This is a genomic window from Pseudonocardia lacus (assembly GCF_018531445.1).
GTDB lineage: Bacteria > Actinomycetota > Actinomycetes > Mycobacteriales > Pseudonocardiaceae > Pseudonocardia > Pseudonocardia lacus.
In genome coordinates this window covers 23,830-44,094 of sequence record NZ_JAHDTH010000021.1, presented here as the reverse complement: position 1 = coordinate 44,094, position 20,265 = coordinate 23,830, and the positions used below count along the sequence as shown (strand labels likewise).

Here is a 20,265-nt window from a genome sequence, read left to right as displayed (position 1 = left end):
ATAGCCAGCTACCAGCATCTATGCTCGGCGGCTTGCATCGGGCCTCGCTCCTGGTGTCGCTCCTGCCGGCTGGACCGACCCACCAAAAAGATAGCCTAGTTCTCTTTACCGGACCGCTGGGCGAGGTTATGGTCGTCGCGTCGCGGCGGGTTCTCCGTCTTCATGCGACTGGTCCCTCGATGTGGAGGAGCTTTGGTATGTCGCGACCCACGGGTACATCCGTGCGTAGGACGATGCGTAGGTCGATCGGAGTACTCGCCGTCGCTGCGGTCGCCCTCGCCACTGCGGCGTGCGGAGCACCCGCGGGGGGCTCCGCGCCCGCGGCCCAGCAGCCGGCCGGTGAGGCCGATCTGAACGCCAGCGCGGTGTTCGCCTACGCGATCGGCCCTTCGACGCTCGACCCGGCGAAGAACGTCCAGCGGGGTGGCGCCGACATCTACCTGCTGCCGCTCTACGACCGGTTGACCCGCCTCGGGCCCAAGGGCGAGGTGGAGCCGATGCTGGCCACGGCGTGGGAGTTCGCCCCGGACGGCAGCGCGCTGACGCTCACCCTGCGCCCGGACGCGACCTTCGCCGACGGGTCGAAGGTGGACGCGGCGGCGGTCAAGGCGAACCTCGACCGGATGCGGACCATCCCCGGCGGGATCAGCGTCCAGTCCCTCCAGGTGATCACCGAGATCACCGCTCCGGACCCCGGCACGGTGGTCATCGGGCTGCAGAAGGGCAGCGGAGCCCAGCTCCCGGTCCTGTTCGCCGAGAACACCGGCATGATCATGAATCCCAAGGCGTTCGCCGACCCGGCCGCCGACCTGACCACCAGCATCGGCGTCGGCAACGAGTCCGGGCCGTACACGCTGGCCGGGATGCAGCCGGGCCCGGGAGGCAAGATCAACTACACCCGGCGGGCGGACATCGCGGACTACTGGGACAAGGACGCCGCGAAGATCGCCGAGCTGGAGTGGCTGAACATCCCCACCGCCGCCCAGCGGATCAACGCGGCGCAGGCAGGCGACATCACGATGGGGCAGGTCACCGGCGTCGACGTCGCCCGGGCCAAGCAGCTCGTGGAGAGCGGGCAGGTGGCGGGGATGTTCTTCCGCCAGCCCAAGATCAACCAGGAGCTGTGGCTGCAGGCGTCGCGGCCGCCGCTGGACAACGTCAAGGTGCGCCAGGCGATCCAGGCCGCGATCGACCGCAACGCGATCAACGAGGGCCTCTTCAACGGCGACTGCACCCCCACGATCCAGGACTACCCGGAGGGGCAGCACTGGGCCAGCAGCCCGGCGCTGGCGCAGATCCCGCCTGCGGACCCGGAGAAGGCGCGTCGGCTCATCGCCGAGTCCGGGGTCGGGACCCCGAAGTTCACCCTGTACGCCGCGGAGACCTGGAAGGCGCAGGGGCAGGCGGTGCAGCAGGCGCTGCGCGACGTCGGCATGGACGTCGAGCTCGCGGTCGACACCCGCACCCCGGGCGGCCCGACCTTCGCCAAGGGCGACTTCGACGCCCAGCAAGGCGCCTTCGTCGGCAGCTCGGACCCCGCCCAGCTGGTCACCGACCTCTACTTCGGCAACATCAACCTCGTCCCCGAGGCGGACCGGGCCCCCTACGAGCCCCTGCTCGCCCAACTCGGTGACCCGCTGCTGAGCCAGGATCAGCGGGCGAAGGTCTTCGACGAGATGGCGCAGATGCTCTACGAGGGCGCCTACTCCGTGCCGATGTGCTACGGGTCGCAGGTCTGGCTCACCGACGGGAGCGTCGGGAACCTGGAGACGATGCCCGGCACCGACATCGGCCTGGTGGACGTCCGCTACCTCTACGTGACGGCGAAGTAGGGCCGGACCGTGCTCAAGCTCGTCGGGCGGCCGCTGCTGGCCCTGGTCCCGACCCTGCTCGTGGTGACCTTCACGGTGTTCCTGCTGGTGGAGATCGCGCCGGGGGACGCGGGCTACGCGCTGGCCGGGGAGAACCCCTCCCCGGAGGTGGTCGAGGCGATCCGCCAGGAGCTGCGGCTGGACGAGCCGCTGCTGCAGCGCTACTTCGAGTGGCTCGGGAACGCGGTGCAGGGCGATCTCGGCCAGTCCTACCTCTCAAACCAGCCGGTGTCGGAGCTGTTGCTGCAGCGGCTGCCCGTGACGCTCTCGCTCGGGGTGCTGTCGCTGCTGCTGGCGGTGCTGGCGGGGTTCGCTCTCGGCATCCTCGCGGCGTTCCGCCCGGGTCGGCTCGTCGACCGGATCGTCACGGCGGTGTCCTCGGTGATGCTGGCGATCCCGTCGTTCTGGCTGGCGCTCGTGCTCGTGCTGATCTTCGCGGTCAGCTACGCGGTGTTCCCCACCCTCGGCTACGCGGAGCTCTCCGAGGGCGCCGGGCAGTGGCTCTACCACCTGGCCCTGCCGGCGCTGGCGCTGGCCATGAACCCGGCGGCGACCATCGCGCTGCAGCTCAAGTCGGCGCTGATCGCGGAGGAGGGCAGCGACTACCTGATGGCGGCGCGGGCGAAGGGGCTGACCGCGGCCAGCCTGATGTTCAAGCACGCGCTGAAGAACGCGGCCGTGCCGGTGGTGGCCGTGCTCGGCTTCCGCATCGCCGCGCTCCTCGGCGGAACGGTGATCATCGAGACGATCTTCGTGCTGCCCGGGCTCGGCCTGCTGGCCCAGCAGACGGCGATGAACCAGGACGTCCCGGTGATGCTCGGGATCGTCACGGTGACGACCCTGTTCGTGATGGCCGTGAACATCGTCGTCGACGCGTCCTACGGCCTGATCAACCCGAAGCTGCGAGGCGCCAGATGACCGAAGGCGTGCTGATCGATCCCGCCACGTCCCCGCCACCGGGCGGGCCCGCCGCGTCGCGCCCGGTGCCCCGGCGCGGTCGGGTCCTGCGCCGACTGCTGCGCCAGCCGGTCCCCACCGGCGCGCTGGCCTTCCTCACCCTGGTGGTGCTGCTGGCCGTGCTGGCCCCGTGGCTCGCCCCGTTCGACCCGGACCGCCAGGACCTGCTCGGGCGCCTGCAGGGCCCGTCGGCGCAGCACTGGCTCGGCCAGGACGACTTCGGCCGCGACGAGCTCAGCCGGCTGATGTTCGGCGCGCGGGTGTCCCTCCTCGCCTCCCTGCAGGCGGTGGCCATCGGTGTGCTGGTGGGGGTCACCGGCGGGCTGCTGGCCGGGTACGTCGGGGGACGGGTGGACAGCCTGCTCGGCCGCCTGGTCGACATGCTGATGGCCGTCCCCGGCCTGCTCTTCGCGATCACGGTCGTGACCGTGCTCGGACCGGGGCTGACCAACGCGATGCTCGCCGTCGGCCTGCTGCTCACCCCGCCGCTGTTCCGGGTGGCCCGGGCGACGACGCGCAGCGTCCGCGAGGAGACCTACATCGAGGCGTCCCGGGCGCTGGGCTTCCCGACCCGGCGCACGGTCCTGCACCACGTGCTGCCCAACATGATCGCGCCGGTGCTCGTGCAGATCACGATCCTGCTCGGGCTCGCGATCACGATCGAGGCGAGCCTGAGCTTCCTCGGCCTCGGCGTCCAACCACCGACCGCCACATGGGGATCGATGCTGTCCGAAGCGAACTCGTACATGGCCCAGGCGCCACATCTGATCTACGTCCCGGGTGCGATGATCGCCCTGACCGTACTGAGCTTCTCGCTGCTCGGGGACGGTCTCGCCCGGGCGCTGGGGACGTCGCGGTTCGCCGTGGCGGAGAAGGCATGAGCCTGCTCAGCGTGCGGGACCTGAGTGTCTCCTTCCGCGGGCCCGGCGGCTGGGTCCCGGTCACCGACCGGGTCTCGTTCGACGTCGAGGCGGGCACCACGGTCGGGCTGGTCGGCGAATCCGGCTCCGGCAAGACGGTGACGGCGTTGAGCGCGATGGGCCTGACCCGCGCGCAGGGCGCCCGCGTCACCGGTCAGGTCCTCTTCGACGGCGAGGACCTCGCGACGCTGTCGCAGCGGGAGCTGTCCACCCGCCGCGGCGCCACCATCAGCATGATCTTCCAGCAGGCCATCCGGACGCTGGACCCCGCGTTCACGGTGGGGGAGCAGATCGCGGAGTCCGTCCGCCGGCACGAACGGGTGTCGCGCAAGGAGGCGTGGCGCCGGGCGGTGGAGATGCTCGACCGCGTCCACATCCCGCGGGCCGCCGAGCGCGCCGCGGAGTACCCGCACACGTTCAGCGGCGGGATGTGCCAGCGGGCGATGATCGCCATGGCGCTGGCCTGCTCGCCGAAGCTGGTCTTCGCCGACGAGCCGACGACCGCCCTGGACGTCACGGTCCAGGCGCGGATCCTCGACCTGCTGCGCGAGATCCAGCGCGACACCGGCATCGCCGTGGTCTTCATCAGCCACGACCTCGGGGTCATCGCCGAGCTGGCCCAGCACGTGGTCGTCATGTACGCGGGGCAGGTCGTCGAGCGGGCCGGCGTCGAGGAGCTGTTCCTGCGCCCGCGCCACCCCTACACCGCGGGCCTGCTCAACGCCATCCCCGCGGTGGGCCGGGGGCGACGCCTGATCAGCATCCCGGGCAACGTCCCCGCGCCCGGGGCGATGCCGCCGGGCTGCCGGTTCCACCCGCGGTGCCCGCACGGGGTCACCGGCCGCTGCGACACCGGACCCGTGGACCTCGTCGAGGACGTCCGGTGCGTGCGGTCCGGCGAAGTGCCCCTGCTGGGCATCCCGACTCCCGCGGGAGCCCGGTCATGAGCCTGCTGGAGGTCGAGGGGCTGGTGAAGCGGTACCCGGTGCGCCAGGGGTTCCTCGGGCGGGCGCGGGAGTGGTTCACCGCCGTCGACGACGTCGGGTTCACCGCCGAGCGCGGCGAGACGCTGGCCCTGGTCGGCGAGTCCGGCGCCGGCAAGTCGACGACCGGGCGGCTGATCCTGCGCCTGGTCGAGCCCGACGCCGGGACCGTGCGCTTCGACGGCGTGGACGTGCGGGCGCTGGACCAGCCCGCGCTGCGCACGCTGCGGCGGCGGATGCAAATGATCTTCCAGGACCCGTACAGCTCGCTCGACCCGCACCTGCCGGTCGGCGAGTCGGTCGCGGAGCCGCTGCACGTGCACTTCGGGATGTCGCGGGGGGAGCGGCTGCGCCGCACCGCGGAACTGCTCGACGTCGTCGGCATCTCGCACGACGTGCTGGAGCGCTACCCGGCCGAGCTCTCCGGCGGGCAGCTGCAGCGCGCGGCGATCGCGCGGGCGCTGACGATGAAGCCGGACCTGATCGTCGCCGACGAGCCGGTGGCCGCGCTCGACGTCTCGGTCCGGGCGCAGGTGCTCAACCTGATGCTCGACCTGCAGCGCGAGCTCGGGCTGACCTACCTGTTCATCACCCACGACCTGTCGTTGGTCGAGGTCATCGCCGACCGGGCGATCGTCATGTCCGGTGGCCGGATCGTCGAGCAGGGCCGGGTCGAGGAGATCTTCGAGAACCCGCGCGAGGACTACACCCGCGAGCTGCTCGCGGCCATCCCCCGGCCGATCCCGATGTCGCTGCGCGGTCCGGCCCCGCAGCCGCCGGCCGTCCCGGCCGACGTGCCCGAGCAGCCCCTCGCCCGCGTCGAGGCAGGAAAGGACTGATCGCATGGAGGACCTACAGGGACGGACCGCCGTCGTGACCGGCGCCGCGAGCGGGATCGGTGCGGCGCTCGCGCGGGTGCTGGCCGCGGAGGGCTGCCGCGTCGTGGTCTCCGACGTCGAGCTCGACGGGGCCGCCGCCGTGGCCGACGCCATCACCGCCGACGGCGGTTCGGCGCTGGCCGTGCGCACCGATGTGGCCGACCGCGGCTCGGTGCAGGAGCTGGCCGCGGCCGCGCGCGAGCGGTTCGGGCTCGTCCACCTGTTGTGCAACAACGCGGGTGTCTCCTACCACCGGCGCGGCATCCACGCGACGTACGAGGACTGGCGCTGGGTGCTCGGGGTCAACCTCGACGGCGTCGTCCACGGCATCACCGAGTTCCTGCCCGACATGCTCGACTCGGGGCAGGAGTGCCACATCGTCAACACGGCCTCGATGAACGGGATCGTGCCCAGCGCGCAGAGCGCGATGTACTCCGCGTCGAAGTACGGGGTCGTCGGGCTGACCGAGACCCTGCACAATGAGCTGGCCGGCACCCGGGTGGGGGTGACCGCGCTGTGCCCGGCCGGGGTCCGCACCCGCATCACCGACTCGGTGCGCAACCGCCCCGCCGAGGCGGCGACGGCCGACGACACCCGCCCCGCGCACGTCCCGAGCGGCTCGTTCGACCTCTCCCCGGCGCTGGACCCCGAGGTCGTTGCCCGGATGACGGTCGGAGGAGTGCGCGAAGGCCGGCTCTACGTGTTCACCGATCCGAAGGTGAAGGACCTGATCGTGGCCCACCGCGAGCGCATGCTGGCCGACTTCGCCCCGCTCGACGCGTTCCTGGCAGCCCGATGAGCGAGCTCGTGAGCAGTCCGCTCGTCGGCGAGTACCAGGGCTTCGACGTCACCGTCGACGGCGGGATCGCCGAGATCATTCTCCGTCGCCCGGACCGGCTCAACGCGCTGTCCATCCCCGCCCGCCGGGACCTGGTCGAGGTGCTGTCCGCCTGCCAGCTCGACGCGGCGGTCCGGGTGGTGGTCCTGACGGCCACCGGCCGCGGCTTCTGCGCCGGGATGTGGCTCGGCCCGCGCGACGAGGACGAGCGCCCCACGCTCGTCCCGGACCTGCCCGGTGGGCACCGGGCGCCGGTCGACCTGGCCGCCCAGCTGCGCACGCACAGCCAGGAGCTGGCCCGCACGATCCGCCGGCTGGACAAGGTGACCATCGCCGCGGTCAACGGCTTCGCCGTGCAGATCGGCCTCAGCATGGCGCTGGCCTGCGACTACGTGGTCGCGGCACGGTCGGCGACGCTCGGCAGCGCCACCCTGCGCATGGGCTACCAGCCCGACGAGGGCGGGCACTGGCTGCTCGTCGAGCACCTGGGCGTCAAGGGCGCGCTGGACTTCCTGCTGCGCAAGCGGATGGTGGGCGCCGCGGAGGCGCAGGCGCTCGGCCTGGTCACCGAGGTGGTCGACGACGACGACCTGCCGCAGCGCTCGCGCGAGCTGGCTGCCGAGCTGGCTGCTGGCCCGCAGGTCGCCATGAGGCTGCTGAAACGGGCCGTCTACAACGCCGCGCACCAGACGCTCGACCAGGCCGGCGACGACATCGCGGTGCGGACCGCGGTGAGCGACTTCCACACCGACGCGGTCGAGGGTTCCCGCGCCTGGCTGCGCAAGCAGACACCGACGTTCAACCGCTGGCTGGAGGAGCCGACCGATGGATCTTGAACTGGCCGAGGACCGGCTGTTCTTCCAGCAGAACACCCGCCGGTTCCTCGAACGCGAGTCCCCGGTCGAGCGCGTCCGGGAGCTGCACCGCACCGAGCACGGCGTCGACCCGGCCTGGTGGCAGCGCGCCGCCGAGCTCGGCTGGACGTCCCTGCTGGCCGCCGAGGACGACGGCGGCGGCAGCCTGTCCGGGAACCCCGTGCAGGACGCCGTGATCGTGGCCGAGGAGCTGGGCCGGATGGTCGGGCCCGGCCCGTTCCTGCCGACCAACGTGGTGATCTCGGCGCTGAGCGCCGGCGGGAGCGCCGGGCTGAAGGAGGAGCACCTGCCCGGGCTCCTGGAGGGCTCCACCACGGCCGCCTGGGCGCTGGCCGAGCAGGGTGGCTGGGCGCCGGGGGACGTGCGCACCGAGGCCAGGGTCGAGGGCGACGAGGTCGTCCTGACCGGGGAGAAGGCCTACGTCGAGGCGGGCGCCGCGGCCGACGTCGTGCTGGTCGTCGCGCGGACCGGCGACGGGCTCACCCAGGTGCTGGTGCCGCGCGACCACCCGGGCGTGACCGTCGTCCCCGGGCACAGCCTCGATCTGGTCCGGCGGTTCGCCCGGCTGCGGTTCGACGAGGTGCGCCTGCCGGGCACTGCCGTGGTGGGCGAGCCCGGCGGAGCCGACGGCGGCGTCGAGCGGCAGCTGCAGCTCGCGCTGACCCTGCAGAGCGCGGAGTCCGTCGGCCTGATGGACCGCGTCTTCGAGTTCACCTTCGCCTACATGGGCGACCGCTACGCGTTCGGCCGGCCCATCTCCTCCTACCAGGCGCTCAAGCACCGGGTGGCGGACATGCTGCTGCACCTGGAGTCGGCCAAGGCCACCACGGACGCCGCCGCCCGGGCGCTGGACGAGCGCGACCCCGAGGTCGCGCGGCTGGTCCGGATCGCCGCGGCCTACGTCGGGGACACCGCGGTCACCTTCATCCAGGAGTGCGTCCAGCTGCTCGGTGGGATCGGGGTGACCTGGGAGCACGACATCCACCTCTACCTGCGGCGGGCCACGCTCAACCGGGCCGTGCTGGGCGCCCCGGAGCAGCACCGCGAGCAGATCGTCGTCCGGCTGGGCGTGTGAGGAGATCCCCATGACGAGCACCACCACCGCGGGCACTGCCAGTAGCGCCGGCACCGAGGACGTCGAGGCGTTCCGGCTCCGGGTCCGGGCCTTCCTCGCCGCGTCCCTGCCCCGCAAGGACGAGCGGTCGGGCCCGGTCTCGATGGCCGAGGCCAAGCAGCTGCAGGCGGTCCTGTTCGACGGCGGCTTCGCCGGGATCGCCTTCCCGGCGCGGTACGGCGGCGCCGGGCTGACCCTGGAGCACCAGACCGTCTTCGGGCAGGAGGCCGCCGGCTACCGGATGCCGACACCGCTGGCCGTCTCGGTCGCGATGCTCGCCCCGACCCTGCTCGACCACGGCTCGGAGGAGCTCAAGAGCACCCACCTGCCGCGGATCCTGCGCGGCGACGAGATCTGGCTGCAGCTGCTCAGTGAACCGTCGGGCGGCTCGGACATGGCCGGCGTGCTGACCCGCGCCGTCCGGTCCGGCGAACAGTGGGTGGTCAACGGGGCCAAGATCTGGACGACCGGGGCGAACCACGCGGACTACGGGATGTGCCTGGCCCGCACCGATCCCGATGTGCCCAAGCACGCCGGGCTGTCGATGTTCGCGGTCCCGCTCGCCCACGACGGCGTGCGGATCGAGCCGATCGTGGCCTCGGACGGCGGGACACCGCACTTCTTCCAGGAGTTCCTCGACGACGTCGAGCTGCCCGCCGGGAACCTGATCGGCGAGCTGAACAACGGCTGGGTCGTCGCCCGCGCGCTGCTCTACCACGAGCGCAACGCCACGGCCGGGGTCGGCCACGGCCGGGGCTACCGAGCAGAGGCGGACGCCGGCGCGGCCACCGGCACCGGGATCGACGACCTGATCGACCTCGCCCGCGCCGCCGGGACCACCGGCGACCCGGTGGCCCGCCAGCTGCTGGCCGAGGCGCACGTCGCGGCCGTCGTCGCGCGGCAGGTGGGCGACCGCGTCATGACCGGCATCCGGACCGGCGCCTTCCGGGGCGACTGGGGCTCGCTGCTCAAGCTCGGCATGGGGATCGACGCCCCGCGCCGCGGCGAGATCGGGCTCGCCGTCGGGGGCACCGGCGCCGTCGTCTGGGACGACGGGGCGGACGACGGGGCGCACGACGACGTCGACCGGCACTCGGTGAAGTGGCTGACCGCGCGCACGATCTCCATCGCCGGGGGCACCAACGAGATGCAGCGCAACATCGTCAGCGAGCGGCTGCTCGGCATGCCGCGCGAGGCCTCCGACGACCGGACCGTGCCCTTCCGGGAGCTGCTGAGCCGGCGCACCGCGGGCTCCTGACCCATCCGCCCCACCCACCAGCAGCGCCGCGGGTCGTGGCGCGGAGACGGATCTGCCATGGGAGTACTCGATTCGCGCGCGGTCGTCGTGACCGGTGGCGGCTACGGCCTCGGTCGGGCCTACGCGCTCGCCGCGGCGGCCGAGGGCGCCTCGGTCCTGGTCAACGATGTCGACGGGGACCGGGCGGCGGCGGTCGTGCAGGAGATCGCCGACCGGGGCGGGAAGGCGGTGGCCGAGCAGGCCTCGGTGGTGGACCCCGCCGCCGCGGCCGGCATCGTCGAGGCCTGCGTCGATGCGTTCGGCCAGATCGACGGCCTGGTCAACAACGCCGGGGTGATCACCTCCGGCGATCCGTGGACGGTCGGCGCGGACGACATCCGCCACCTCGTCGACGTCAACGTGGTCGGCGTCCTGAACACCGGGGTCGCGGCCATCGCCGCGATGCGCGGCCGCGGCGGGGTGATCGTCAACGTGACCTCGGGCAGCCACCTCGGCATGCCCGGGCTCGCCCTCTACGGCGCCACCAAGGGCGCGGTCGCGTCGCTGACCTACGGCTGGGCCATCGACCTGGCCGGCTCCGGGATCCGGGTGGTCGGCTTCTCGCCGCTGGGCCGCTCCGGGATGGGCAGGTCCGACGCGCTGCCGCCGGCCGAGGACGTCGCACCGGCGGTCGCGTACCTGCTCTCCGAGGCCGCGGCACCCCTGCACGGCCAGGTCGTCCGCTTCGACGGCCGTGCCCTGAGCCTGCTGAGCCCACCCGCCTACGCCGAGCCCGTCGTGGCGAGGGGACCGGGCTGGACCGTCGCCGACGTCGCCGACGCCGTCGACTCGACCCTGCGCGCGACCACCCACCCCATCGGGCACCCGCCGGTCCGGCCCGTCGCCTGACCGGCCGCTCCACCGACGAACCGCAATCCGGAAGGACCCCCGTGACCGCGATCGACCCGGACAACTACACCGGCCTGCTGCTGCGCAAGCAGGGCCGCGTCCTGCACGCCGAACTGCACAACCCCGGCCGCAAGAATGCGCTCAACCCGACGATGCTCAACGACCTGCACCGGTTGTGGACCGAGGTCGACGAGGACGACGACGTGCACGTGGTCGTGCTCTCGGGGCACGGCGACGCGTTCTGTGCCGGGATCGACCTGAAGAACCTGTCGCAGACCTCCGGTCCGGAGAAGAACGCGACCCGGCGGCTGTCGGTGAAGGGCCCGCGCGACACGTTCTGGCGCATGCTGGACTGCGAGACGCCGATCATCTCCAAGGTCCGCGGCCCGGCCTACGGGCTGGGCGTGAACATCTGCCTCAGCGCCGACATCGTCATCGCCTCGGAGAACGCCCGGTTCTGCGATTCGCACGTGAAGAACGGAATCGCGCCCGGCGACGGCGGGGCCGCGCTGTGGCCGCTGCTGATCGGGTTCCACCGGGCGAAGGAGTACATCATGCTCGGTGATCCCATCGACGGCCCGAAGGCCGCCGAGATGGGGCTGATCAACCACTGCGTGCCGGACGGCGAACTCGACGCTTTCGTGGACGAGATGGCGGACCGGCTGGCGAACGGGGCCCCGATGGCGATCGCGTTCGCGAAGCTGTCGGTGAACGTGATGCTCAAGCAGATGATGGCCGGCGCGTTCGAGACGTCGATGGCCTACGACATGCTGACGCTGAAGTCCAACGACGTGCGGGAGGGCTCGCTCGCGTTCGTGGAGAAGCGGGAGCCGAAGTTCACCGGGACATGAGGACCCGGGGTGGCCGGCACCGCCGGCCACCCCGCGGGCGTCAGTCCGAGGACGGCAGCGGCTTGGCGACCAGCGGCTCGAGCACCTCGTCGCCGACGGCGAGCGACCCCTTCCCGGCCCTGGTGCACATCAGTTCGAGCCCGGACCCCGGGTGGCCGTAGCGCTTGCCGACCTGGGTGCCGCCGGCGAAGCGGTCGGCGAGGGGCACGGCCTCGCCTGCCCCGGCCGCGAGGTCGACGACCGGGGCCCCGCCGCAGGTCAACTCGACAGCGGTGGCGGGCGGGCGGACCACCACGAACTGCCCGTCGCACGTGGCGCTGCGCAGCCGCATGCCGGGTTTCACCATCATCGACGTCCTCCTCGACCTGGAATCCTCCCCGACATTAGATACCCTGGATGGGCTTCATGGAAGTGATCTACGCTGCTCGTGCCCGGTGTGGGTGGCAAACCAGTATGACGATTACTGGGCTCTCAGGGGCCGGTCGCCACCCCGGCGGCGGTGTTGCGGGGCCGGACTACCGGGCGGATCCCTTCCAGGTGGTCGCGCATCAACACCCGTGCGCGTGCGCCGTCCCCGGCCCCGATCGCGTCGATGATCTCCACGTGCTCCCGGTCGACCCACTCGCGCATCGCGGCGTCCGGCTGCACGCCGCGGGTCTCGGTGAGCCGCATGAGTGCGAGCAGGAACAGCCACACGGCCCGGTTTCCGGCGGCCTCGGCCAGCTGCCCGTGCCAGCCGTGGATCTGCCGGCCGGCCCTGCCCTCGACCAGCCGGTGCGCGGCCAGGGCGTCGCGCAGCTGCGCGATCGTCGCCGCGTCCGCGGCGGCGGCGAGGCGCTCGACGGTGGCGAGCTCCATCGCCGAGCGCACCTCGAACAGCTGCGTGGTGTCCACGCCCTCGAAGTCGAGGTGGATCGCCAGCGAGTCCGCGACGGCGTCCGCGGTCGGCCTGGCCACGAACAGCCCCCCACCGGGCCCGCGGCGGGTGCGCACGACCTGGTGGAACTCCAGCAGCCGGACCGCCTCGCGGACCACCGACCGGCTCACGTCGTACTGCTCGGCGAGCACCACCTCGGAGCCGATGTGCTGGTCGACCGGCCAGTCCTGGGTGACGACGTCGGTCAGGATCTCCGCGGCGATCACGCTGGCGAGCTTCGCGACCGACTTGCCGCTGGACATGTCCTCGAAGGTCATCGGGCGCCGCCCGCGACGGCTGGTGAGGTAGGCGCCGATCTGGTGGACGTGCTCGCGCGCGGCGCGACCGGCCGCGACCTCGTCGCCGGCGCAGACCGCCCCGACGATCCGGCGGTGCGCGGCGGCCGCCGCCCGCCGCTCGCGCCGCTGCTGGGCGTCGCTGCGGCGCCCGGACGCGGAGTACCAGTCGGTGACCCGCACCAGGATGCGGGTGAGCAGCTCCAGCGCGGGGTTGGCGGACAGCCCGGCGACGAGCCCGTGCACCTCGGTCCACGGCGGGGCGTCAGCGGTTGCCCGGCCGGTCGCGGTGTTGGCGGCGAGCAGGGCGGCCAGCCCGGCGCGCTGCTCCGGGGTGGCGACGCGGGCCGCGAGCTCGGCCGCCCGCTGCTCGACGATGCCGCGGGCCTCGAGCACCTCGTCCGGGCCCACGCCGGCGTAGGCGAAGTAGACCATCGCCGCGGTGCTGACCGCGGTCTCGTCGGGGGCGGTCACCAGCAGGCCACCGCCGGCGCCCTGCTTCATCCGGGCCACCCCGAGGTACTCCACGAGCCGGATCGCCTCCCGGACCACGGCCCGGCTGACGCCGTAGCGCTCGACCAGTTCGGGCTCGGTGCCGATGATCTCCCCGACCGGCCAGCCGCTGGCCATGATGTCGAGTCGGATCTTGGACGCGACGCGGTCCACGAGGCGGGGGCCGACCCGCCGGGTCGCCGTCGTGCCCGTCGGGCTCCGCCGCTCCTGCGGGCTGGGCGCCCCCGGGGAAACGCGGTTCGAGCGCACAGGGACCTCTTCCGGCGGGCGGTTGTGGTGGTCGGAGCATACCGAAGACCGCCGAATGCGGGAGCCTCCACCCGAAATTGCGAACGGGGCGGATACCGCCCAGCAAAGTCCTGGTCAGGTCACGGCTGGTTTCACGACGGGATACGATGAAAACGGAACAGGTGACGGGTGGAGCCGGAGCGACCGCGGCCCGGCTGCCGCTGGAAGGTGTGCGCGTCGTCGACCTCAGCCAGGGTGTCGCCGGCCCGTTCTGCGCCCGATTGCTGGCCGACTACGGCGCGACCGCGGTCAAGGTGGAGTCGCCGGCCGGCGACGAATCCCGTCGGGCGGGGCCGTTCCCGGGTGACGAACCGGATCCGGAGTGCAGCGGATTGTTCCTGCACCTGAACACGAACAAGCGGGGAATCGTCGTCGATTCGCGGGCGCCGGCCGGGGTGGACGTGGTGCGCCGGCTCGTGGCCGCGGCCGACGTCGTCGTCGAGTCCGCGCGCCCGGCCGACGTGGCCGGCACCGGCCTGGAGCCGGCGGCCCTGCTCGCCGGGCGCGAGGACCTGGTCGTCACCTCGGTGACGCCCTTCGGCCAGGACGGGCCCTACCGGGACTACCGGATGACCGAGATCGTGGCGTTCGCCATGGGCGGGCCGATGAACTCCAGCGGCAGCCCGGACCGCGAGCCGGTGAAGCTGGCCGGCAACGCCGTGCAGATGCAGAGCGGCGCGACCGCGCTCACCGCGACGCTCGGCGCGCTGTTCCACGCGCAGTCGACCGGCCGGGGCCAGCACGTGGACGTGGCGACCTACGAGACGCAGAACGGGAGCCTGGACCGGCGCCGCTACTACCTGCTGTCCTACCAGTACTCCGGCTACGTCACCCAGCGCGCGCACAAGGTCGGCGCGGGGCGCATCGCCGTCGGCGGCCGGTTCCCGACCCGGGACGGCCGGATGATCACCACCGGCGCGGTGTGGCCCACGCACCTGCCCCGGATGGTGTCGGTGCTCGGCGACGAGGAGCTCTCGGCCCGCTTCGCCGAGCGCGGCGAGGAGCTGATCGTCGCGCAGCCGGAGCTGGTCAACGCGGCGATCGCGAGCTGGGCCGCCTCGCGCGACGCCCGGGCGGCGATGCGCGAGGCGCAGAGCGCGGGGTGGCCGGTGGTCGTGGTGAACGACCCGAAGACGCTGCTGACCGACGAGCACCTCGTCGCCCGCGGCTTCTGGGTGGAGGGGGAATCGCCGATGGGTCCGGTCCCGCACACCGGCGCCCCATGGAAGGTCGACGGCGGGGGCTGGGCGCTGCGGGCGCCCGCGCCGCGGCTGGGCCAGCACACCGACGAAGTCCTGCGGGAGACCGGGTTCGACGACGCGGCCATCGCCGGGCTGCGTGCGGAAGGGGTGGTCCTGTGACATCGGACGGCATCGGGGACTTCGGTCCGCTGCGCGGCATGGTGGTCCTGGACATGACCGCCGCACTGGCCGGCGCCTTCTCCACCATGCTCCTCGCGGACATGGGCGCCGAGGTCATCAAGATCGAGTCGTTGCAGCACTACCCGGCGCCCAGCCGCGGGCCCCGCAACCCGCCGCGCGGCACCGCCGCAGGCGCGGTCTCGGCCGCCCGGGACTACCCGGACAACGATCCGGGTGAGGACCCGTGGAACCGGCTGAGCTGGTTCAACTCGCATTCGCGCAACAAGCGCAACGCGACGATGGACATCACCCGCCCGGCCGGCAAGGAGCTGTTCCTGCGGCTGATCGAGAAGGCCGACGGCTTCGTGGAGAACAACGCCGCCGGCCTGCTGGAGAAGCTCGGCCTCGGACCGGACCTGCTGCTCGAGCGCAACCCCCGGCTGATCATCGTCCGGATGCCCCCGCTGGGCTCGACCGGCCCGGACGCCAACGCCACCGGGTTCGGCTGGCACTTCGAGGAGCTGGCCGGGTTCCTGGAGGTGCAGGGCTACCCGGACGGGCAGACCGTCGGCTCGATCTTCATGGACGGCTCCAGCGGGCCGGCCGGGGCGTCGGCGTTCCTGATGGCGCTGCTGGAGCGTCGCCGGACCGGCCGCGGGGCGGTCATCGAGGTGGCCCAGGTGGAGAACATGATCGTGCACATCGGGGACCTGGTGATGGACGCCGTCATGAACGACCGGGTGCCCGCCCGCGAGGGCAACCGCTCGCCGGCCTACGCCCCGCAGGGCGTCTACCCGTGCCTCGAGCCGGACTCCTGGCTGGCGCTGTCGGTGCGCTCCGCGGCGGAGTGGGACGCGCTGCGCGCCACCCTCGGCGACCCCGTCGAGCTGCGCGACCCCGCGCTGGCGGACGCCGCCGAACGCCACCGCCGCCACGACGACATCGACCGGGTGATCAGCGCCTGGACCGCCACCGTGACCAAGCACGACGCGTTCCACGCACTGCAGGGGGCCGGCGTGCCGGCGGGTCCGGTGATGGACGAGGCGGACGCCAGCGCCGACCCCCAGCTGCACGAGCGCGGGTTCTTCCACTTCCTCGAGCACCGCCGCGCCGGGATGCACTTCCATCCCGGGGCGAACTTCCGGCTCACCGCGACCCCGGCGCAGATCGTCCGCGCGGCCCCCGTGGTCGGGCAGGACAACGAGTACGTCTACCGCGAGCTGCTCGGGGTCGACGACGACGAGTACGCCGCCCTGGCCCGCGACGGCCACATCGGATCGGAGTACCAGTGACCGGCATCCCCAGGCTGACGATCGCCTTCAACCTGCGCGCTCCGAGCTGGGGGCCGCCGGCGCCCGAGCTCTACGACGCCGCCGTGGAGATGGCGGCGTGGGCCGACCGCACCGGGTTCGACGAGGTGTTCCTCAGCGAGCACCACGTCACCGACGACGGCTACCTGCCCTCACCGATCGTCATGGCCGCGGGCATCGCCACCCGGACCGAGCGGGTGCGCCTGCGGCTGTCGGTGGTGCTGGCGACCCTGATGCACCCGGTCCACCTGGCCGAGGACCTGGCGGTGCTGGACCTGCTGGCGCGGGGCCGGCTCGACGTGGCCCTCGGCGCCGGGTACCGCAAGATCGAGTTCCAGACCTTCGGCGTCGACTGGCGCAAGCGACCGTCGATGATGGTCGAGTGCGTGCAGACGCTGCGGGCGGCGTGGACGGGGGAGCCGTTCGACTTCCGCGGGGTGCGCACCCGCGTCCTCCCGCGGCCGTTCCAGCCGGGCGGCCCGCCGCTCTCCCTCGCCGGGACGTCGGCCGGTGCCGCCCGCCGGGCCGCGCGCCTCGGCCTGGGGTTCGAACCCCTCGGGAACCTGTTCCAGGACGTGTACCTCGCGGAGCTGCGGTCGTTGGGCAAGCAGCCCCCGGTCCCGGCCGCACCGGCCGCGGTGTCGCACCCGGCGTTCGTGCACATCGCGCGCGACCCCGACGCGGCCTGGGCGGCCATCGGAAAGCACGTCCTGCACAACGTGAACGAGTACGCCGCGTACGCGACCGCCAAGGAGCTCACCCCGTTCAAGGCGGTGACCGACCCGGACCAGTTGCTCGAGTCCGGGGCGGCGAAGGTCGTCACGCCCGAGGAGTGCCGCGCGCTGCTGCGCGCGATCGGGCCGGGCGGGAGGTTCCGGCTCAACCCGCTCGAGGGCGGGATCCCGCCGGAGCTGGGCTGGGAGAGCCTGCGGCTGTTCGAGACCGAGGTGCTGGCCGAGCTCCGCGCCGCCGCCCCGGCCACGGGACGGAGCTGATCGCGGTGGATCCGTCCGTCCTGCTGGAGATGGTGGCCGGCGCGGCGCCCGACCGGACCGCGCTCGGCGCGCTGACCTACGGCGAGCTGCAGGAGCGGGCCCGCTCGGTGGCCGGCGGCCTGGCCGGGGCCGGGGTCCGCCACGTCGGCTACGTCGACGAGTACTCCGAGACCGTCCCGGTGCTGTTCTACGCCGCCGCGACCGCCGGCCTGCCGTTCGTGCCGCTGAACTACCGGCTCTCCGACGAGGCCCTGCGCGCGGCGCTGGCGCGGATCGCGCCCGCGGTGGTGGTGGCGGGGCAGCGGCAGCGGCAGCGGTGCGCCGGGATCGAGGGGATCACGGTGCTGGGGCCGGACGAGCTGCCGGCCGGGCCGGCCGGGCCGTCCGGGCCGGGGGACGTCAGCGTCCTGCTGTTCACCTCGGGCACCAGCGGCGAGCCGAAGGCCGCGGTGCTGCGCCCGGGGCACCTGTGCTCGTACGTGCTGTCCACGGTGGACTTCCTGGGGGCCGGGGAGGACGAGGCCCAGCTGGTCAGCGTGCCGCCCTACCACATCGCCGGGATCTCGACGATCCTCACGTCGGTGTTCGCCGGGCGCCGGATCGTGGTGCTGCCGGCCTTCACCGCGCAGGCGTGGGTGGACCTGGTCCGGGCGGAGTCGGTGACGCACGCGATGGTGGTCCCGACGATGCTGGGCCGGATCCTGGACGTCCTGCAGGCGCGCGGGGAGTCCCTGCCGGCGTTGCGGCACCTGTCCTACGGGGGCGGGCGGATGCCGGCCCCCGTGGTGGAGCGCGCGTTGCGGCTGCTGCCGCACGTCGACCTGGTCAACGCCTACGGGCTGACCGAGACGAGCTCGACGATCGCGGTGCTCGGCCCGCAGGACCACCGGGACGCGATCGCCGCGAGTGAGCCGGCGGTGCGCGCCCGGCTCGGGTCGGTGGGCCGTCCGCTGCCGACCGTGGAGCTGGAGATACGGGACGCGGCGGGCGCGGTGCTGCCGCCGGGGGAGCCCGGGGAGATCTTCGTGCGCGGGGAGCAGGTCTCGGGGGAGTACCTGTCGCACACCGCGACGGACGCCGGAGGGTGGTTCCCGACCAGGGACCGCGGGTGGCTCGACGCCCAGGGCTACCTGTTCCTCGACGGCCGCGCCGACGACGTGATCGTCCGGGGCGGGGAGAACCTGTCCCCGGGCGAGATCGAGGACGCGTTGCTGACCCACCCGGTCGTGGACGACGTGATCGTGCTGGGGGTGCCGGACACCGAGTGGGGCGAGGTGCCGGTCGCCGCGATCGTGCCGGTCGGGCCGGTGGCCGACGAGGCGGCGCTGGAGCGCGAGCTGCAGGCGCACGTCCGGGAGCGGCTGCGCTCGGCCAAGACACCGGCGCGGGTGGTCGTCCGGGAGACGTTGCCGCACACGGACACCGGTAAGGCGTTGCGTCGCGTGCTCCGTGCCGAACTCGTCATCGAGGCGACCGCCCGCGACTCGTGACCACGGGCGCCCCCGTAGCACGGTCCACCGTGGGCGCGGTGTAGAGCGCTGCAATCGGCAGTGGGCTCAGCTGGTCGTCGCTCATCGAGGTCCGGTGTGCCCGTGTGGCCAGCAGGCCCAGCATCGGCGGCCGTCCGGTTCGCAGAGGGATCCGGCGATCACGAGGTTGCCGCAGGTCGCTCGGTAGCGGCCGTTGCTGCTCTTCGTGATCTCCGATTCGAGGACGGCATGCGCCATGCGGTCGGTCGTGCTGGTCACTGGGACAACGGCAAGGGCGAAGCCGGGTACTGGATCAAGGTTGGTGGCGCGAGACGGTGGGTTCCGGCCGACGCGGAGGGTGGGGGCGTCCGCGTCGGCCGGAGTCGAGGGTGAGCGTTCGTCGAGGTGTTCGACGCTCGGCGCTTGGGCGCCGGTTCTGCGGCCGCGGCTACTCACGGCACGTAAGCTATGACCGTTCGTGATCTGAGTGGACTGACTCCGAGTACGCGTTGATGGCCCGGTGAGCTGCAGAAACGGGGAGCCGCTGATGGTGGGCAGCCCGAGAACACCGCGCCCGGGTCAGGGTTCTCGCTCAGCTGTGGGTGCGGTGAGCGGGTTCGCGTTGCGGTTGATGCGCGAGTCGGTCGGTCTGACGCAGGCCGGCTTCGCCGAACTGGTGGAGCGGGATCTGGCCACCGTGCAGGGCTGGGAGAGCGGGCGGCGACCGTTGACCGCGCTGCGCGCAACGGACCTGAGCCGACTTCGGGCCGAGCTGCTCGCACGCGGTGCCTCGCCGACCGCATTCGCCGCGCTGCGGGACTGCCTCGACGCCGACCTCCTGATCACCTCGGCGGTCGAGACGGGGGAATTGGTTACCTCCGCGGTGGCGCATCCGTTGGCGTTGGCGGTACACCGGCGCGATTTCACGAACCTGGTCACGTGGCCGTTCACTGGCGAGACGCCCTCCCGCCTGGCCGGGCTGGGCCCGCCTGCTGCCCGGCGCGGACCTTCCCCGGATCGACCGTTGCTCGGCGCCGAGGTGCGGGAGCGGTTCTTCGATCACCTCCTGGCGGTGGCCGACAGGTTCCGGGACGAGGCGCACGCGGTGCTGCGGCGCCAGGCGATCTATCTGCTGGGCTTCGACGAGCGCGAGCCGACCCGGCAGTGGCTGCGCGATGAGCAGCACGCGGCGCTGCGCGCCGCGGGTCGTTTCGACACCGTGCCGTCGTGGGTGGCGGTGCGGTCCTCGGCGGTCGCGCTGGCGCAGGAAGGCGATCCGGAGCCCTTGGCCGCGTTCGTCGCCCGTGGTCTCGGTGATGACGACCAGGACACCGCGAACGTGAACTACTGGGCGTACTGGGTCGGCGAGATCGGCGACACCCAGGTCGACGATCGCTTCATGACCGAGGTCCCGACGCGTCCGTGGTCGGGCGCGCTTCTGCTGGAGCACCTCGTGCCGCGGGTCCGCGAGGGTTCGCCGCACCTGGCCTTGAACGCCCACACCTTGTGGGCCCTGATCCTGTCTCGGCCGCGCGTCCTGGAGGAGCAGCCACACCTGCGAACGCAGGTCGGCCACCAGGTTGAGCGGGTGCTGGATGCGCCCGGCCCCGATCCGGCCACGAAGCAGCGACTCGCCGGGGTCGCCTACGCGGTCCGGCTCGCCCGAGGGTGAGGCAGGATCGAG

At 72.8% G+C, this 20,265-nt stretch carries 18 protein-coding genes; 16 read left to right on the top strand and 2 right to left on the bottom strand.

The genetic code is table 11. The features are described from left to right. The first annotated feature begins 365 nt into the window (after nucleotides 1–365). The 11 genes from KIK08_RS07300 to KIK08_RS07250 are packed head-to-tail and all read left to right on the top strand — an operon-like array spanning nucleotide 366 to nucleotide 11,433. Nucleotides 366–1,832, top strand: a complete 1,467-nt coding sequence (locus KIK08_RS07300; RefSeq protein ID WP_214402240.1) for an ABC transporter substrate-binding protein — start codon at nucleotides 366–368, stop codon at nucleotides 1,830–1,832. Between the two features lie 9 nt (nucleotides 1,833–1,841). Continuing rightward, nucleotides 1,842–2,789, top strand: coding sequence for an ABC transporter permease (locus KIK08_RS07295; RefSeq protein ID WP_214402239.1), 948 nt, complete (start codon nucleotides 1,842–1,844; stop codon nucleotides 2,787–2,789). After that, entirely contained in the window at nucleotides 2,786–3,709 is a 924-nt protein-coding gene (locus KIK08_RS07290) for an ABC transporter permease (protein ID WP_214402238.1), read from the top strand. The genes KIK08_RS07295 and KIK08_RS07290 overlap by 4 nt, the downstream gene beginning before the upstream one ends. Then, complete coding sequence (locus KIK08_RS07285; RefSeq protein WP_214402237.1) at nucleotides 3,706–4,695, top strand: ABC transporter ATP-binding protein; 990 nt, start codon at nucleotides 3,706–3,708, stop codon at nucleotides 4,693–4,695. Before KIK08_RS07290 ends, KIK08_RS07285 begins: the two co-directional genes overlap by 4 nt. After that, the gene (locus KIK08_RS07280; RefSeq protein WP_214402236.1) at nucleotides 4,692–5,570 is read left to right on the top strand and encodes an ATP-binding cassette domain-containing protein; all 879 of its coding nucleotides are present in this window, start codon (nucleotides 4,692–4,694) and stop codon (nucleotides 5,568–5,570) included. The genes KIK08_RS07285 and KIK08_RS07280 overlap by 4 nt, the downstream gene beginning before the upstream one ends. Before the next feature lie 4 nt (nucleotides 5,571–5,574). After that, the gene (locus KIK08_RS07275) at nucleotides 5,575–6,408 is read left to right on the top strand and encodes an SDR family NAD(P)-dependent oxidoreductase (RefSeq protein ID WP_214402235.1); all 834 of its coding nucleotides are present in this window, start codon (nucleotides 5,575–5,577) and stop codon (nucleotides 6,406–6,408) included. A gap of 8 nt (nucleotides 6,409–6,416) precedes the next feature. After that, the gene (locus KIK08_RS07270) at nucleotides 6,417–7,283 is read left to right on the top strand and encodes an enoyl-CoA hydratase/isomerase family protein (RefSeq protein WP_214402234.1); all 867 of its coding nucleotides are present in this window, start codon (nucleotides 6,417–6,419) and stop codon (nucleotides 7,281–7,283) included. Beyond that, the gene (locus KIK08_RS07265; protein ID WP_214402233.1) at nucleotides 7,273–8,397 is read left to right on the top strand and encodes an acyl-CoA dehydrogenase family protein; all 1,125 of its coding nucleotides are present in this window, start codon (nucleotides 7,273–7,275) and stop codon (nucleotides 8,395–8,397) included. The genes KIK08_RS07270 and KIK08_RS07265 overlap by 11 nt, the downstream gene beginning before the upstream one ends. 10 nt (nucleotides 8,398–8,407) lie before the next feature. Continuing rightward, nucleotides 8,408–9,694: an acyl-CoA dehydrogenase family protein gene (locus KIK08_RS07260; RefSeq protein ID WP_214402232.1), complete on the top strand. Its 1,287-nt coding sequence runs from the start codon at nucleotides 8,408–8,410 to the stop codon at nucleotides 9,692–9,694. Between the two features lie 57 nt (nucleotides 9,695–9,751). Then, nucleotides 9,752–10,582, top strand: a complete 831-nt coding sequence (locus KIK08_RS07255) for an SDR family NAD(P)-dependent oxidoreductase (protein ID WP_214402231.1) — start codon at nucleotides 9,752–9,754, stop codon at nucleotides 10,580–10,582. Nucleotides 10,583–10,623: 41 nt separating this feature from the next. Continuing rightward, nucleotides 10,624–11,433: an enoyl-CoA hydratase/isomerase family protein gene (locus tag KIK08_RS07250; protein ID WP_214402230.1), complete on the top strand. Its 810-nt coding sequence runs from the start codon at nucleotides 10,624–10,626 to the stop codon at nucleotides 11,431–11,433. Between the two features lie 40 nt (nucleotides 11,434–11,473). Here KIK08_RS07250 and KIK08_RS07245 read toward each other — a convergent pair whose 3' ends face one another. Continuing rightward, nucleotides 11,474–11,782, bottom strand: a complete 309-nt coding sequence (locus KIK08_RS07245) for a hypothetical protein (RefSeq protein ID WP_214402229.1) — start codon at nucleotides 11,780–11,782, stop codon at nucleotides 11,474–11,476. A 122-nt stretch (nucleotides 11,783–11,904) separates the two neighbouring features. Beyond that, entirely contained in the window at nucleotides 11,905–13,311 is a 1,407-nt protein-coding gene (locus tag KIK08_RS41595; RefSeq protein ID WP_214402228.1) for a FadR/GntR family transcriptional regulator, read from the bottom strand. 257 nt (nucleotides 13,312–13,568) lie between these two features. Here KIK08_RS41595 and KIK08_RS07235 point away from each other — a divergent pair, with 257 nt between their 5' ends. The 5 genes from KIK08_RS07235 to KIK08_RS07215 all read left to right on the top strand — a co-directional run bounded on the left by KIK08_RS07235 (nucleotide 13,569) and on the right by KIK08_RS07215 (nucleotide 20,253). Then, a complete protein-coding gene (locus KIK08_RS07235; protein ID WP_214402227.1) occupies nucleotides 13,569–14,807 on the top strand; it encodes a CaiB/BaiF CoA transferase family protein in 1,239 nt (412 codons plus the stop codon). Beyond that, on the top strand, nucleotides 14,804–16,099 hold the full coding sequence (locus KIK08_RS07230) for a CaiB/BaiF CoA transferase family protein (protein WP_214402226.1): 1,296 nt from the start codon (nucleotides 14,804–14,806) through the stop codon (nucleotides 16,097–16,099). Before KIK08_RS07235 ends, KIK08_RS07230 begins: the two co-directional genes overlap by 4 nt. Then, nucleotides 16,096–17,112 carry an LLM class flavin-dependent oxidoreductase gene (locus KIK08_RS07225; protein WP_214402225.1) on the top strand — a complete coding sequence of 339 codons (1,017 nt, stop codon included), beginning with the start codon at nucleotides 16,096–16,098 and terminating at the stop codon, nucleotides 17,110–17,112. The genes KIK08_RS07230 and KIK08_RS07225 overlap by 4 nt, the downstream gene beginning before the upstream one ends. A 5-nt stretch (nucleotides 17,113–17,117) precedes the next feature. Continuing rightward, nucleotides 17,118–18,602, top strand: a complete 1,485-nt coding sequence (locus KIK08_RS07220; RefSeq protein ID WP_308257465.1) for a class I adenylate-forming enzyme family protein — start codon at nucleotides 17,118–17,120, stop codon at nucleotides 18,600–18,602. Between the two features lie 586 nt (nucleotides 18,603–19,188). Next, a complete protein-coding gene (locus tag KIK08_RS07215) occupies nucleotides 19,189–20,253 on the top strand; it encodes a helix-turn-helix domain-containing protein (RefSeq protein ID WP_214402224.1) in 1,065 nt (354 codons plus the stop codon). Nucleotides 20,254–20,265 lie beyond the last annotated feature (12 nt).